General features: G+C 76.0%; 12 protein-coding genes. 5 read left to right on the forward strand and 7 right to left on the reverse strand.

The window, feature by feature from the left end; translation table 11 throughout:
* Window positions 1-15 precede the first annotated feature (15 nt).
* Window positions 16-699 carry a hypothetical protein gene (locus MCM47_RS16125; protein ID WP_238862311.1) on the forward strand — a complete coding sequence of 228 codons (684 nt, stop codon included), beginning with the start codon at window positions 16-18 and terminating at the stop codon, window positions 697-699.
* Window positions 690-2,207, forward strand: coding sequence for an ABC transporter substrate-binding protein (locus MCM47_RS16130; protein ID WP_238862312.1), 1,518 nt, complete (start codon window positions 690-692; stop codon window positions 2,205-2,207). The genes MCM47_RS16125 and MCM47_RS16130 overlap by 10 nt, the downstream gene beginning before the upstream one ends.
* Before the next feature lie 56 nt (window positions 2,208-2,263).
* On the opposite strand, the gene MCM47_RS16135 is transcribed toward MCM47_RS16130, so the two are convergent.
* The 3 genes from MCM47_RS16135 to MCM47_RS16145 form a co-directional block, all read right to left on the reverse strand.
* The gene (locus tag MCM47_RS16135) at window positions 2,264-3,577 is read right to left on the reverse strand and encodes a PP2C family protein-serine/threonine phosphatase (RefSeq protein WP_238862313.1); all 1,314 of its coding nucleotides are present in this window, start codon (window positions 3,575-3,577) and stop codon (window positions 2,264-2,266) included.
* A gap of 123 nt (window positions 3,578-3,700) precedes the next feature.
* Window positions 3,701-4,123, reverse strand: coding sequence for a MarR family transcriptional regulator (locus tag MCM47_RS16140; RefSeq protein WP_238862314.1), 423 nt, complete (start codon window positions 4,121-4,123; stop codon window positions 3,701-3,703).
* 31 nt (window positions 4,124-4,154) lie between these two features.
* Window positions 4,155-5,378, reverse strand: a complete 1,224-nt coding sequence (locus MCM47_RS16145) for a M48 family metalloprotease (RefSeq protein WP_238862315.1) — start codon at window positions 5,376-5,378, stop codon at window positions 4,155-4,157.
* A gap of 398 nt (window positions 5,379-5,776) precedes the next feature.
* Here MCM47_RS16145 and MCM47_RS16150 point away from each other — a divergent pair, with 398 nt between their 5' ends.
* Window positions 5,777-6,928, forward strand: a complete 1,152-nt coding sequence (locus tag MCM47_RS16150) for a CapA family protein (RefSeq protein ID WP_238862316.1) — start codon at window positions 5,777-5,779, stop codon at window positions 6,926-6,928.
* On the opposite strand, the gene MCM47_RS16155 is transcribed toward MCM47_RS16150, so the two are convergent.
* Window positions 6,867-7,280 (reverse strand): hypothetical protein, encoded by a 414-nt coding sequence (locus MCM47_RS16155; protein WP_238862317.1) that lies wholly within the window; start codon window positions 7,278-7,280, stop codon window positions 6,867-6,869. The genes MCM47_RS16150 and MCM47_RS16155 overlap by 62 nt on opposite strands.
* Before the next feature lie 185 nt (window positions 7,281-7,465).
* On the opposite strand from MCM47_RS16155, the gene cyaB reads away from it, so the two are divergent.
* Window positions 7,466-8,041, forward strand: coding sequence for a class IV adenylate cyclase (cyaB, locus tag MCM47_RS16160; protein WP_238862318.1), 576 nt, complete (start codon window positions 7,466-7,468; stop codon window positions 8,039-8,041).
* 96 nt (window positions 8,042-8,137) lie between these two features.
* Here the strand turns inward: cyaB and MCM47_RS16165 are convergent, their stop codons facing one another.
* From MCM47_RS16165 to MCM47_RS16175, 3 genes are read right to left on the reverse strand one after another with little or no spacing between them, the layout of a single operon-like run.
* A complete protein-coding gene (locus tag MCM47_RS16165; RefSeq protein WP_238862319.1) occupies window positions 8,138-8,839 on the reverse strand; it encodes a siderophore-interacting protein in 702 nt (233 codons plus the stop codon).
* A gap of 56 nt (window positions 8,840-8,895) precedes the next feature.
* The gene (locus tag MCM47_RS16170) at window positions 8,896-9,606 is read right to left on the reverse strand and encodes a TetR/AcrR family transcriptional regulator (protein WP_238862320.1); all 711 of its coding nucleotides are present in this window, start codon (window positions 9,604-9,606) and stop codon (window positions 8,896-8,898) included.
* A 15-nt stretch (window positions 9,607-9,621) separates the two neighbouring features.
* On the reverse strand, window positions 9,622-10,932 hold the full coding sequence (locus MCM47_RS16175) for an MFS transporter (protein WP_238862321.1): 1,311 nt from the start codon (window positions 10,930-10,932) through the stop codon (window positions 9,622-9,624).
* A gap of 208 nt (window positions 10,933-11,140) precedes the next feature.
* On the opposite strand from MCM47_RS16175, the gene MCM47_RS16180 reads away from it, so the two are divergent.
* Complete coding sequence (locus MCM47_RS16180; RefSeq protein WP_374209141.1) at window positions 11,141-11,956, forward strand: 2,3-dihydro-2,3-dihydroxybenzoate dehydrogenase; 816 nt, start codon at window positions 11,141-11,143, stop codon at window positions 11,954-11,956.
* Window positions 11,957-12,071: the final 115 nt, after the last annotated feature.

Consider the following 12,071-nt stretch of genomic DNA (forward strand, 5'->3'; position numbering starts at 1 on the left):
GTCGAGAGGAACACCATGCACGTGAGGAAGAGCGACGCCCACGACACTCACGACGCCGACGACCCCCACGGCGCTCCGGTCCGGCACGGCGTTCCGGTCCGGCAGGGCGCTCCGGTCCGGCACGGCGTCCCGGTCCGGCAGGGCGCTCCGGTCCGGCGCTGGGCGGGCGTCCTGCTGGCCCTGCTGCTGGTGGGCGCGGCGGCCGCGTGCGGCAGCAGCGGGTCCGGCTCCTCGGCGTCCCCCTCGCCGACCCTCCCCACGGCCGCCACCGGCTCGCCGACCGGCAGCGCGGGCGGGACCGGCAGTCCCACCGCCGGGGCCACCGCGCCCGCCGACGTGGCGGCGGCCAAGAGCCAGGTCACCGCCAACTGGGAGAAGTTCTTCGACCCCAACACCTCGATCCCCGACAAGGCCGCGCTGCTCCAGAACGGTGAGGAGCTGCTGCCGGTCCTCCAGGGCTTCTCCCAGGACCCGCGGGTCGGCCAGGTGAAGGCCAGGGTCACCGACGTGAGCTTCAACTCGGCGACCGAGGCCACCGTCACGTACGAGCTCTCCCTCCAGGGCACCGTGGTCGAGCCCAGCGCCACCGGCCAGGCGGTGCTGGAGAACGGCACCTGGAAGGTGTCCCGCGCCAGCCTCTGCGGTCTGCTCACCCAGGCCGGCGGCGCGACCGGCACCCCGATCCCCGGATGCAGCTGACGGCGGGCCTGTTCCCCCGGGCCGCCGACGCGTCCGGTCGTCGGCGGTCCGCCCGCACGGGCCGCCCGGAAGCCGCCGGTCCGGGCCCGGACCGGCCCGGCGCCGCCCGCTGGGCGGGTGCCGCGGGGCCCCGCGCCCGGCGGCCCCGCGCCCGGCGGCCCCGCGCCGCCCGGTTCGCCGCCGGGCTGCTGGCAGCCGTCCTGCTGCTCGCGACCGGCTGCGGGACCCGGCTGCCGGACAGCGCGTTCACCTCCCGCCCCGCCTCCGGCCCGGGCACCTCGTCGGGGGGCAACCCGGCCTCCGACACCGGGGTCACCGCCTCCGAGATCCGGATCGGCATCGTCACCTCGCTGACCAGCCCGGTCGGCAGCGAGGTGTTCAGCGGCCCGCGCTACGGCGCGCTGGCCTTCGTCCAGTCCCTCAACGACCGCGGCGGCCTGCACGGGCGCACCGTCAAGGTGGTCATCTGCGACGACGGCGGCAGCGGCATCGGCAACCAGGACTGCGTCCACCGCCTGATCGACCAGTCGCACGTCTTCGCCTTCGTCTCCGGCAGCGTGCTCGACTACGCGGGCGCCCCGTACGTCAGCGAGAAGGGCGTGCCGGACGTCGGCGGCCAGCCGATCGGCACCGCGTACGACCGCTGGCCGCACCTCTACGAGATCTACGGCAACAGCGCGCCGCGCGACGGGAACGCCGTCGGCTGGAACGGCACGCTGTACCAGACCACGGAGGTGTACCGCTTCTTCAAGGAGCGGCTGGGCGCGCGCAGCGCCGCCGTCGTCGCCTACAACCAGGCCGACTCGGCGCGCTACGCTGCGCAGCTGCGGGACGGCCTGGAGGCGGAGGGCTACAAGGTGCTGACCCAGACGGTCGACTTCGCGCTGCCGAACTTCCAGGCGGTGGCCGCCGCCGTCCGCGCGGACGGCTCGCAGCTGCTCTTCGACGCGATGGACACCCGGGGCAACGCGGCGCTCTGCCGGGCGCTGGACGACGCGGGCGTGCGGGTCGAGGCGAAGGTGACCAACGTGCAGAACTGGTCCGAGACCGTCCGCCGGGACTACCAGGCCTCGCCCACCTGCCGGAACGTGCTCTGGGCCACCTCGTCCAGCCTCGGCTACGAGGCCGTCGACCACCCGCCGGTGGCCCAGTTCCGCGCCGCGATGGCCAGGTACTACCCCGACCGCGAGCCGCTGCTCTCGGCCTGGGAGCTGGAGGGCTGGGCGGGCGCCCAGTGGCTGACCGACGCGATGGACTCCTGCGGGGCCGACCTCACCCGGGCCTGCGTGGAGCGGTTCATGAACCGCCCGGAACCGTACGACGCGCACGGGCTGATCCTGCCCGCCTCCTTCGTCCCGCAGCCCCCGCCGAGCGGGCCGGCCCGGGCCTGCCTGAACGCGGCCCGCTGGCAGGACTCCGCGCAGGGCGGCCGGGGCGGCTGGGTCACCCAGGTGGCGTCGATGACCTCCAACTGCTTCGAGGTGCCGCAGCTGCCGTACCGGCCGTGACGCGGGCCGCCCGGCCCGCCGTGCCCGGCCCGCGGTGCCCGGCCCGCCGAGCGGCCTCAGCCGCGGCGGGGGAGCCGCTCGACCAGGACCATCGCCGCGTCGTCGTCCAGCCGGCCGCCGACGTGGGCGAGCAGGTCGCGGCGGAGGCGGTTCAGCAGGACCTGCGGGCGTTCGGAGCGCCAGGCGGCGACGCGTTCGGTGAGCGGGTAGAAACGCCGCTGCGGGTCACGGGCCTCGATCACACCGTCGGTGTAGATCAGCAGCCGGTCGCCGGGCAGGAACGGGAAGACCTCCACCTCGTACTTGACGGGGGCGAGCTCGCCGAGCCCGAGCGGCGGAGCCGGGTGGCGCGAGTTCAGGACGGTGATGCCGTCGGCGTTCAGGAGCATGGGGGGCGGGTGACCGCAGTCGATGAGACGCAGCACCGAGTCGTCGTCCGGGATGTCCAGGATGACGGCGGTGATGAAGGACTCGCCGCGGTCGTCCGCGGCGGCGTCGCCGTCGCCGTCCCGGCCGGACCCGTCCCGGCCGAGGCGGGCGGCGGACTCCGCGCTGCGCTGCAGCCCGCGGCCCGGCTTCTCCGGGCTCGGGTCCGACCCGCGGTCAGGGCTCCGTCGCGGGCCGTGCCCCCGCTCCCGGCCGTGGGCCGCGGCGCCGCCCCGGCCGCCGTCCGGGTACCGGTCCTGGTCACCGAGCTGGGCGAGGTCCCAGCAGACGCTCCCGTCCAGGTAGCCGGCGAGCTCGGGCAGGTCGGCGTGGAGGTGGGCGGCGGCCCGGAAGGCGCCCAGCAGCAGGGCCGCGTCGCCCAGCGAGGAGAGTCCCTTCCCGCGGACGTCGCCGACCAGCAGCCGGGTGCCGCCGGCGGTGCGGGCCGCCGCGTAGAGGTCGCCCCCGACCTGCGCCTCGGCCTCGGCGGCCAGGTAGACGGAGGCGAGGTGGAGCGGCCCGATCCGATCCGGCAGCGGGCGCAGCAGGACGCGCTGGGCCGCCTCGGAGACCGTCCGGACCTGGGCCAGCTCGCGTTCGTGCCGGTCGCGCAGCACGCGCAGGCCGACGATCAGCGCCGAGACGGCGATCAGGGCGCCCAGCTGGGTCTCGTGGTTGGCGGTGGTGATGCCCTCCCGCAGGATCCCGATGACGGTCAGTGCGGCCAGGGAGAGCAGGGCGACGACGGTGGTGGCGCGGGCGCCGGCGAAAGAGGCGGTGATGGCGGGGGCGACGATCAGCAGCGGGCCCAGGTGGATCTGCGAGGGCGCGAGGACGTCGACGATCGAGATCACCGCTATGAGCGCGAGGGGCAGCACCGTCAGCGCGCGGCGGTCGGGCCGCCACGACGGGCGGCGGTCGCGGGGGCGCTGCCGAAGTGGCACCTCTCCTCTGTACACCGTCCGGGCGGTGGGGCGCACTTCGGCGGCCCCGGGCGTGGTCCGGTCGGCCCGGCTCTCCGGCGGGGCCGCCCGGCCCCCGGCGGGCCGCCCCGGGCACGGCGGTGGTCAGCCCTCGGCGCCGTAGCGGGCGAGGTAGTCGGCGAACCGGGCGACGTCCTCGTCCGACCAGTCGGTGAAGCGGGCGGTGAAGGCCGCCCGGCGCTGCTCGTTGGCGTCGCGGAGCAGGGCGAGGCCCGCCTCGGTGGTGCCGAGGATCTGGCCGCGCTGGTCGTCCGGGTCGGTCTCGCGGCGCAGCAGGCCGAGCTTCTCCAGCGCGGTGACCTGTCGGCTCACGGTGGACTTGTCCAGCATGAAGTGGGAGGCGACGTCGGCGGCCCGGCAGCCGCCGCGCTCGTTGATCAGGTCGAGGATGCTGTAGGTGACCAGGGAGAGGTCCGGGTGCAGCTGGCTCGCCTTGTGGCGGGCCCGCCGGGCGAAGGCGGTCAGCTCGCGCTGGATGGTGTCGATCGACGTCTCGCGGCCGGGCACGGCTTCCTACCTCCTCGGAAAATTTGTTGCACTATACAACGTATTTGCCGGGGCCGGCGGCCGGGCCGGGCGGCGACGCCTGCCAGGCGCGGGCGGCCGCGATCCGGCGGGTCGCGCTCGGGTGAGTGGCGAACAGTAGCTCAAGCAGGCGGGGCGGGTCGACGTCCGAGACGTTGGTCACTGCCAGTCTGCGCTGCATCGCGATGAACTGCTCCGCGTCCGACGTGAGTTCGAGGGCGTGTCGGTCCGCCCGGACCTCCACCTCGCGGCTCACCGCGCACTGGACCGGGCCCGACAGCGCGCCCAGCAGGGCCGCGCAGGCGGCCAGCAGCGGCAGCGCCCGCGGATCGGCGGCGTCCGTGACCCCGGCGGCCGACAGCAGGGGGCCCCAGTCGGCCAGCAGCCCGAGCGCCACCACCACGAAGGCCGCCCCCACCGCGCCCAGCACCGTGCCCGTCAGCACGTCCCGGTGCTTCACGTGCCCCAGCTCGTGCGCCACCACCAGCTCCACCTCGCGGGGCTCGGCGCTGGCCAGCAGCGTGTCGTACGCGACGATGCGGCGGGTCGCGCCCAGACCGGACACGTAAGCGTTGAGCGCCGTCGTCCGCCGCGACGCGTCCGCCACCAGGACGTCCCGGACCCGGACGCCGTCCTGCTCGGCGAGCCCGAGCAGGGCGTCGCGCAGCGAGCCGGGCGGCATCGGGGTGAACCGGTTGAACACCGGCTCGACCAGCAGCGGGTAGAGGAAGGAGAGGGCCGCGGTGAGCAGAGCCGCCGCGCCCGCGGCCGGGATCCACCAGTACCGGGGCGACCGGGCGGTCAGTGCGAACAGGCCGAGCGCCACCGGCAGGGCCAGGACCAGGCCGAGCGCCAGGCCGCGCAGCGCGTCCGCGGCCCAGCCGCCCCAGCCCTGCGTCACCAGGCCGAACCGGGCCCGGACGGTGCGGACGCCGGCACCGAACGGCAGCTGCACCGCCTGGCCGAGGACCACCAGTGCGGCCGCCCCGGCCAGCACCTCCGCGGTGCGGGAGCCGCCGAACCAGCCGCCGACCGTGGTCACCAGTGCGGCGCCGGCCGGGGTCAGCCCGAGCAGCAGGGCGAGCGCCAGCCCGGCCAGCCGGCCGCCCAGGGCCCAGGGCAGCTGGGCGCGGCGCAGCGCCCGGCCGCGGGCGCGCTCGGCGGCGGTGAAGTCGCCGGCGGGCGCGGAGGTGGGAGGTGGCGCGGCGCCCGAAGCCGGGCCGGCCGAGTCCGTCATCTGCTGTCGTCACCCGTCATCTGCTCGTCGCCCGTTGCCGGCGGCCGGGGATGGGTCCCGGCGGAGGCCGTTGCCGGTGGGCCGGTCGGTCGCGGTTGCCCGGTCGCGGTCGGTTCGCCCGGGCCGCGGTCGGTAGGTCCGGGACCAGCATGTCACTGCTCGGCCGGGCCGGGGAGGTGGGGCGGTCCGCGCGGACGATCGCGGTCGGGCCGGGCGGCGTGCTTCCCCACGCTGCGCGCCCGCCGGGCGGCGCGCCAGGGCGCGGCGTCCGGGTCGGTGGGAGGCCGGGGCAGAGCCGTCCCGCCGGGCGGTCGAACGCCGTGTGGACGCGGGGCGAAGGAGCCGCGGGGGAGTGGCGTAGGCTGACCGCTCTTGGACCGACCTCGGGGGGAACACTCATGCGCCGTGCCGCGGCCGCCGTCGCACTGCTGCTCGGAATGGTCCCGCTCGCCGCCTGCGGTCCCGACGACCCCGACCCGGCCCCCGCCAAGGCGGCCGACGCAGCCCCGGCGCCCACCGCCGCGCCCACCGGCGCCACCACAACCGCCGCGTCCCCCGGGACCGGCACGCCGAGCGGTGCCGCGGCCGCGCCCCGCCCGGACGGCAGCATCACCGTGGCCTTCGCCGGCGACGTCCACTTCGAGGGCCGGACGGAAGCCCGGCTCGCCGTGAAGGCCCCCGAGCAGGCGCTCGGCCCGATCGCGCAGACGCTGGCCGACGCCGACCTCTCGGTCCTCAACCTGGAGACCGCGATCACCGAGCGCGGCGCCCCCGAGCCGAAGACCTACACCTTCCGCACCTCGCCCAAGGCCCTCGGCGTCCTCAAGGACTCCGGCGTCGACGTCGTCTCGATGGCCAACAACCACGCGGTGGACTTCGGTGCCGACGGCCTCGCCGACACCCTCGCCGCCAAGGAGTCCTCGCCGATCCCGGTCGTCGGCTTCGGCCGCAACGCCAAGGAGGCGTACGCGCCGTACGTCACCACGGTCCGCGGGGTGAAGGTCGCCGTGGTCGCGGCCAGCCAGGTCGAGGACCTCACCAACCAGAAGTGGCGCGCCGGTGCCGACAAGCCGGGCATCGCCTCGGCCCTGGACGTTCCTGCCCTGGTCAAGGCGGTGGAGGCGGCCAAGAAGCAGGCTCCCGCGGTGCTCGTCTACCTGCACTGGGGCGAGGAGGGCAAGGCCTGCCCGACCGGAGCCCAGACCGCCGTCGCGAAGAAGCTCGCGGCGGCCGGCGCCACCGCCGTGGTCGGCACGCACGCCCACACCATGCTCGGCTCGGGCATGCTCGGGAACACCTACGTCGGCTACGGTTTCGGGAACTTCCTCTGGTACGGGACGTCCAACTACGCCTTCTCCAACGAGACCGGCGTCACCACGCTGACCGTCTCCAAGGAGGGGAAGGTCACCGGCGAGAGCTTCGCCCCGGCGACCGTCGACGACCGGGGCGTGCCCGTCCCGCAGACCGGCGCCGCCGCCGAGGCCGCGCTCAAGCGCCGCGACGGCCTGCGCGGCTGTACCGGCCTGGCCCCGGCACCCGCCGCGCACTGACCTCCGCCCGCAGCTCGTCCAGGTCCCGCGTGGTCAGGGCCTCGGCCACCGGCACCCCGCCGCCTCGCACCAGGGCCAGCCGCTCCCGCACCTGACGCGGGGTCCGCGGACGCCACCCGGGGCCGTAGCAGCAGCGCGAGTGGAACGTCACCCCGGCGGCCAGGACCGCCGTCAGCGCCCGCCACCCGGCGTCGTCCCGCTTCCGCGGGACGGCCAGGTCCTGTCCGGCGTCGATCAACTCGCCGCGGCAGTACGGGCACCGGTCCCGCCCGGGGGCGGGACGCCGCTTCCACGACGCCCGGCAGGGCGGGCAGACGAAGTGACGGCGGGTGGTCCGGGGGCGGATGCACATGCGGCCACGGTAGAAGGCCGGCCGTTCCGCGGCACCCGGTTTTCCGGGGCGGTGCCGGTGGCGCCGGACCGCGGCCGCGGCGCCGGGCGCCGCTACAGTGACCCCATGCCGGGCAGCCCGGCCTCCGGGACGGCCCGGACGGGCCGGCGGGCAGGTCCCGGGAGCGCCGCCGAGGAGGCCGTGAGGTGATCGAGGCCGAGCTGAAGGCCGTGGTGCGGGAGCCGCGTGCGGTGCTGCGCCGGCTGGAGGCGGCACACGGGCCGGGGCGCTCCGAGGTGTACCGGGACACCTACTACGACGCGCCGGACGGCGGACTCATGGGCGCCGACCGGGAGCTGCGGATCCGGGTGGTGGAGGGCGCGGACGGGGGGAGCCGCACGCTGCTCACCTACAAGGGCGCCCGGGTGGACGCCGCCTCCGGGTCCAAGCCCGAGCAAGAGACCGAGGTGGCAGACGTCCGGGCCGCGCACGGGATCGTACGCGGCCTCGGGTTCGTCCGGCGGCTCGCGTTCGAGAAGCGCTGCCGCACCTACGCGTTCGGGTACGAGGGCCGGCGGATGCTGGCGACCCTGGTCCGGGTGGCGCGGCTGGACGGGGTCTTCCTGGAGGTGGAGACCGCCGTCGAGGCGGTGGAGGGGCTGCCGGCCGCGCTCGCCGACGTCCGCCGGGTGATGGCCGAACTCGGTGTGGAGGACGGGGACCTCACCACCGAGCTGTACACCGATGCGGTGGCCCGCCAGGAGGGCCGGCCGGACCGCTGAGGTGCGGTGCGGTCCAGGCTCCCCGGCGGCCCGTCCCCGTTTCCTCGGGGGCCGTCCCCGCCTGTCCCCGACGGTCGGCCGGCCCGGGCTCCGGCCTCAGCCCTTGTGGTCGGCCTCGCCGTGCTTCCAGTAGCCCTTCGTCTGCACGTGCTCGCGGGGGAGCGCCCAGTCGGTGAGGAGGTGGCGGCGTACGGCGGCGACGGCACCGGCCTCGCCGGCCAGCCAGGCGTGGGTCCCGGCGGGCACGTCCACGGTGCGGACGGTGTGGGCGAGCAGTCCGCCCTTGGGGTGGGCGGTGCCCGCCCGGGGCAGCCAGGTGGTGGTGAGCTCGGCGGCGGTGTCGACGGGCAGGGCGTCGGCCGGTTCGGCCACCTCGAAGTAGGCGGACACCCTTGTGCCGGCCGGGAGTTGCTCCAGGATGGTGAAGGCGGCGGGCAACGCGCTCTCGTCGGCGGCGAGGAGGACGTGGGCGGCGCCGTCGAAGCCGGGTCGCCGACCGCGCGGGCCGGCCAGCCGGATCGGTTCGCCCGGGCGGGCCCGCGCGGCCCAGCGGGCGGCCGGCCCGTTGCCGTGCAGGACGAAGTCGATGTCCACCTCCCCCTCGGCCGGCCGGTGACGACGGATGGTGTAGGCCCGGGACGCACCGTCCGGGGTCGCCAACTTGACCCACTGGGTGGGGTGTTCGATCGAAAGCCTGGCCAGCTCGGGGCCGGCCAGGGTGAGCCGGAGGAGGGTGGAGGTCAGCGGGGCAACCGCGGTGACCTCGACGTCGAAGGTCGGACGGGGGCGCTTGAACATGGTCGCTCCAGAGCCGGCCCGGGCATGACGCGGGCCGGAGGTGGGAGGGGAAGGGATCAGCGCGCGGGCTGCTGGTCGAGCTGCTGGTCGAGCAGCGCGTCGACGAACGCGGCGTCGAGCGGGCGGCGCAGCACCAGGGCGCGGTGGTAGAGCGGGGCGAGGACGGCGTCGAGGACGGCGGCGGCCCGGTCGTCGTCGGCGAGGCCCAGGCAGCTTCGGACGTGCGCGACGTCCCGGGCACGGAGCTCGTCGAGAAAGCCGCTGTGCAGCAACTCCGCCGTCCGCGGGTCGAGTTGTGCGTGGCCGAGGAGCGCCTGGAGGACCCGGCCGGCCGGCTCCTCGCCGAGGAAGGTCGCGAAGCGGTGGACGTACGCGCGCACGTCCGCGGGGCTTGACGGGTGCTCGGGCCAGCCGAGGGCGGAGCCGGCGTCCAGGACGAGGTTGTCGAAGAGGATGTCGACCTTGGACTTCCACCAGCGGTAGATCGTCTGCTTGGCGACCCCGGCCGCAGCGGCGATGCCCTCGATGGTGAGGCCCTCGAAGCCGTACTCGACCAGGAGGTCGTCCGCGGCGTTCAGCACGGCCAGGCGCGCGGCCTCGCTCCGGCGGCTGCCGGCGCTGCGGCCGCCGACGGCGGTGCTGCCGGCGCTCCGGGCGTTCCCGGTGGCGGGGCTGGGCTGGGCGGCGATGGCTCTGGCGTCCTCGTGGGCGAGCCGTGCGGGGCGTACGGGGTTCGCACGGCGGTCGGGCAGGTCGGTCCGGGCCATCCTCTCACGCCCCGCTCACGACGCCTCGGGGGCACCGGCCGCCGACCGCGCCCGGTGGCGGAGCAGTCCACCCGCGACCACGAGCGCGAGCGCCGCGACCAGCGCGCTGAACGTGACACCGGCCGTGCGCAGGTCGGTGGCCTGGATCAGGACGCCGACGCCGACCACCGGCACCGAGAGCATCGTGTAGAGGACGGCGAAGAAGGTGGAGATCGCCTCGCCGCGCCGCTGCGGTGCGACGCCGTTGTTCACCGTGCCGAGCCCGGTGCCGACGGCGGTGCCGGTGGCGAGACCGTTGACGCAGGCGCCGATCAGCAGCGGCGCCAGCGTGGAGGTGAGCAGTGCGGTGGCGATCAGCGCGGACGCCAGGACCAGGCCGGCGCACGCCATCGGCAGCGCGCGGGGACCGGGCAGCACCCGGGCGAGCAACTGGCCCACGGCGGTGCTGGCGAACGCCAGGCAGACGACCAGGCCGGTGAGCGCGGGGCTGTGCACGTCCAGGACGGTGGCCAGGAAGAGGCCGCTGACCGAGGTCAGCACGCCGAGCACGGCGAAGCCCGAGCCGCCGGTGAGCGCCGCGCGCAGGAAGGCGGGGCGGATGTCGGCCGGGACGCGCAGCCGCTGGAAGCGCAGGCGGAAGCCCGCCGGGGAGCTCACGGTCTCGGGCACGGCCGGGAGGGCGATCAAGGCCACGGCGGTCAGGGCGAGCGTCACCGTCCACGGCAGGCGCAGCGGTGCGTCGGTGTCGACCCAGGTGGTCAGCAGGCCGGAGAGCAGGGTGCCGCCGGCCAGGCCGCCCATGTTGGCGGCGAGCGCGACGGTCTGGGCGCGCAGGCGTCGCTCGGGCGGGGCGAGGTCGAGCAGTGCGGCGGTCGCGGCGCCGGTGATCAGGGCGGCGGCGAGGCCGGAGAGGACGCGGGCGGCGAGCAGCCAGGGCAGTGAGTCGGCGGCCTCGAAGAGTCCGGCGGCGCCGGCGGCGAGCAGCAGGGCGCCGGCCAGGACGGGGCGGCGGCCGATCTCGTCGGAGAGTCGGCCGAGCGTGAGCAGGCCGGCGACGACGCCGAGGGCGTACACCGCGAAGATCACCGTGACGGTGAACGGCGAGAAGCCGAAGGCGTGTTGGTAGAGCGGGTAGAGCGGGGTCGGGACGGTGGTGCCGGCCATGGTCACCCAGAAGGCGAGGGCGACGGCGGCCCGGGCCAGCGGGTCGGTGCGGGGCGGCACGGTGGCCGGGACGGGGGCGCCGGAGGGGGTCGGCGACCCGGGCGGCGTCGGCCCGGCGGCCTCGGGTGCCGGGCCGGTGCGGGGCGGCGGGGTGGTGGTCACAGGACTCCTCGGGAGTGGATCAGCGAAAGTGGACGCAACGTTGCGTCTCCTTACCTCGGTCGGGACGCTAGCACTGGACGCAACGTTGCGTCTACTCTCGTCGGCGTCCCTGGCGCCGGGCCGAGAACGGCTCGGCATGGGCCAGTTGACGGCGTCGCAGGAGCTGCGCGACCCCTCGGCGCGCCCGAACACCTGTGTTAGGTTAGGCTTGCCTAATGTTGCTGGTCGGAGGGGATTTCCTGTGCTGCAGTCGGAATTGGTCGGCACCACCGCCGTGGTGACGGGCGCCGGGCAGGGCATCGGCGCCGCCGTGGTGCGGGCGCTCTCCGCCGCGGGGGCCGCCGTCGCGGCGGTCGACCGCAACCCGGGCCCGCTCGCCGCGCTGGTGGAGGAGCTCGGCGGTTCCGTCCGCCCGTACGTGCTCGACGTCACCGACGCGGCGGCCGTGGAGTCCACCGTGGAGCTGATCGAACGCCGACTCGGCTCGATCGGAGTCCTGGTGAACGTCGCCGGGATCCTGCGGACGTCGCCCGCCGTCGAGCTCTCCGACCAGGACTGGGCGGACACCTTCGCCGTCAACAGCACCGGCGTCTTCCACACCTGCCGGGCGGTCGGCGGCCGGATGGCGGCGCGCGGCTCGGGGTCGATCGTCACCGTCGGGTCCAACGCCGCCGGGGTGCCGCGCGCCGGCATGGCCGCCTACGCGGCCTCCAAGGCGGCGGCCACCATGTTCACCCGCTGTCTGGGCCTGGAGCTGGCCCGCTCCGGCGTGCGCTGCAACATCGTCTCGCCCGGTTCCACCGACACCGAGATGCAGCGCGCGCTCTGGGGCGACGACGCCGAGGCCGCCGAACGGCGGGTCGTCGACGGTGATCCGGCCGGCTGGCGGGTGGGCATCCCGCTCGGCCGGATCGCCCAACCCGCCGACGTCGCGGAGGCGGTGGCCTTCCTGGTCTCCGACCGGGCGCGGCACATCACCATGCACGACCTGTACGTGGACGGCGGTGCCACGCTGCGGGCCTGACCCGCACGGCCGCGGTCCGCGCCAGCGCGGCCCCCGCGGGGCCGCCGCCCCGGGGGCCCGGTCGGCCCGCTCGGTCCGGCCCCGCCGCCCTGCGCTCGGACCGCCCCGCCCGTAC

The organism is Kitasatospora sp. A2-31 (assembly GCF_022288725.1).
Classification (GTDB): domain Bacteria; phylum Actinomycetota; class Actinomycetes; order Streptomycetales; family Streptomycetaceae; genus Kitasatospora.

What these genes read in the sequence shown, in the direction of transcription:
- MCM47_RS16125 (WP_238862311.1), top strand. Translation starts at nt 16, where the DNA reads ATGCACGTGAGGAAGAGCGACGCCCACGACACTCACGACGCCGACGAC.
- MCM47_RS16130 (WP_238862312.1), top strand. Translation starts at nt 690, where the DNA reads ATGCAGCTGACGGCGGGCCTGTTCCCCCGGGCCGCCGACGCGTCCGGT.
- MCM47_RS16145 (WP_238862315.1), bottom strand. Translation starts at nt 5,378, where the DNA reads ATGACGGACTCGGCCGGCCCGGCTTCGGGCGCCGCGCCACCTCCCACC.
- MCM47_RS16150 (WP_238862316.1), top strand. Translation starts at nt 5,777, where the DNA reads ATGCGCCGTGCCGCGGCCGCCGTCGCACTGCTGCTCGGAATGGTCCCG.
- MCM47_RS16155 (WP_238862317.1), bottom strand. Translation starts at nt 7,280, where the DNA reads ATGTGCATCCGCCCCCGGACCACCCGCCGTCACTTCGTCTGCCCGCCC.
- MCM47_RS16165 (WP_238862319.1), bottom strand. Translation starts at nt 8,839, where the DNA reads ATGTTCAAGCGCCCCCGTCCGACCTTCGACGTCGAGGTCACCGCGGTT.
- MCM47_RS16170 (WP_238862320.1), bottom strand. Translation starts at nt 9,606, where the DNA reads ATGGCCCGGACCGACCTGCCCGACCGCCGTGCGAACCCCGTACGCCCC.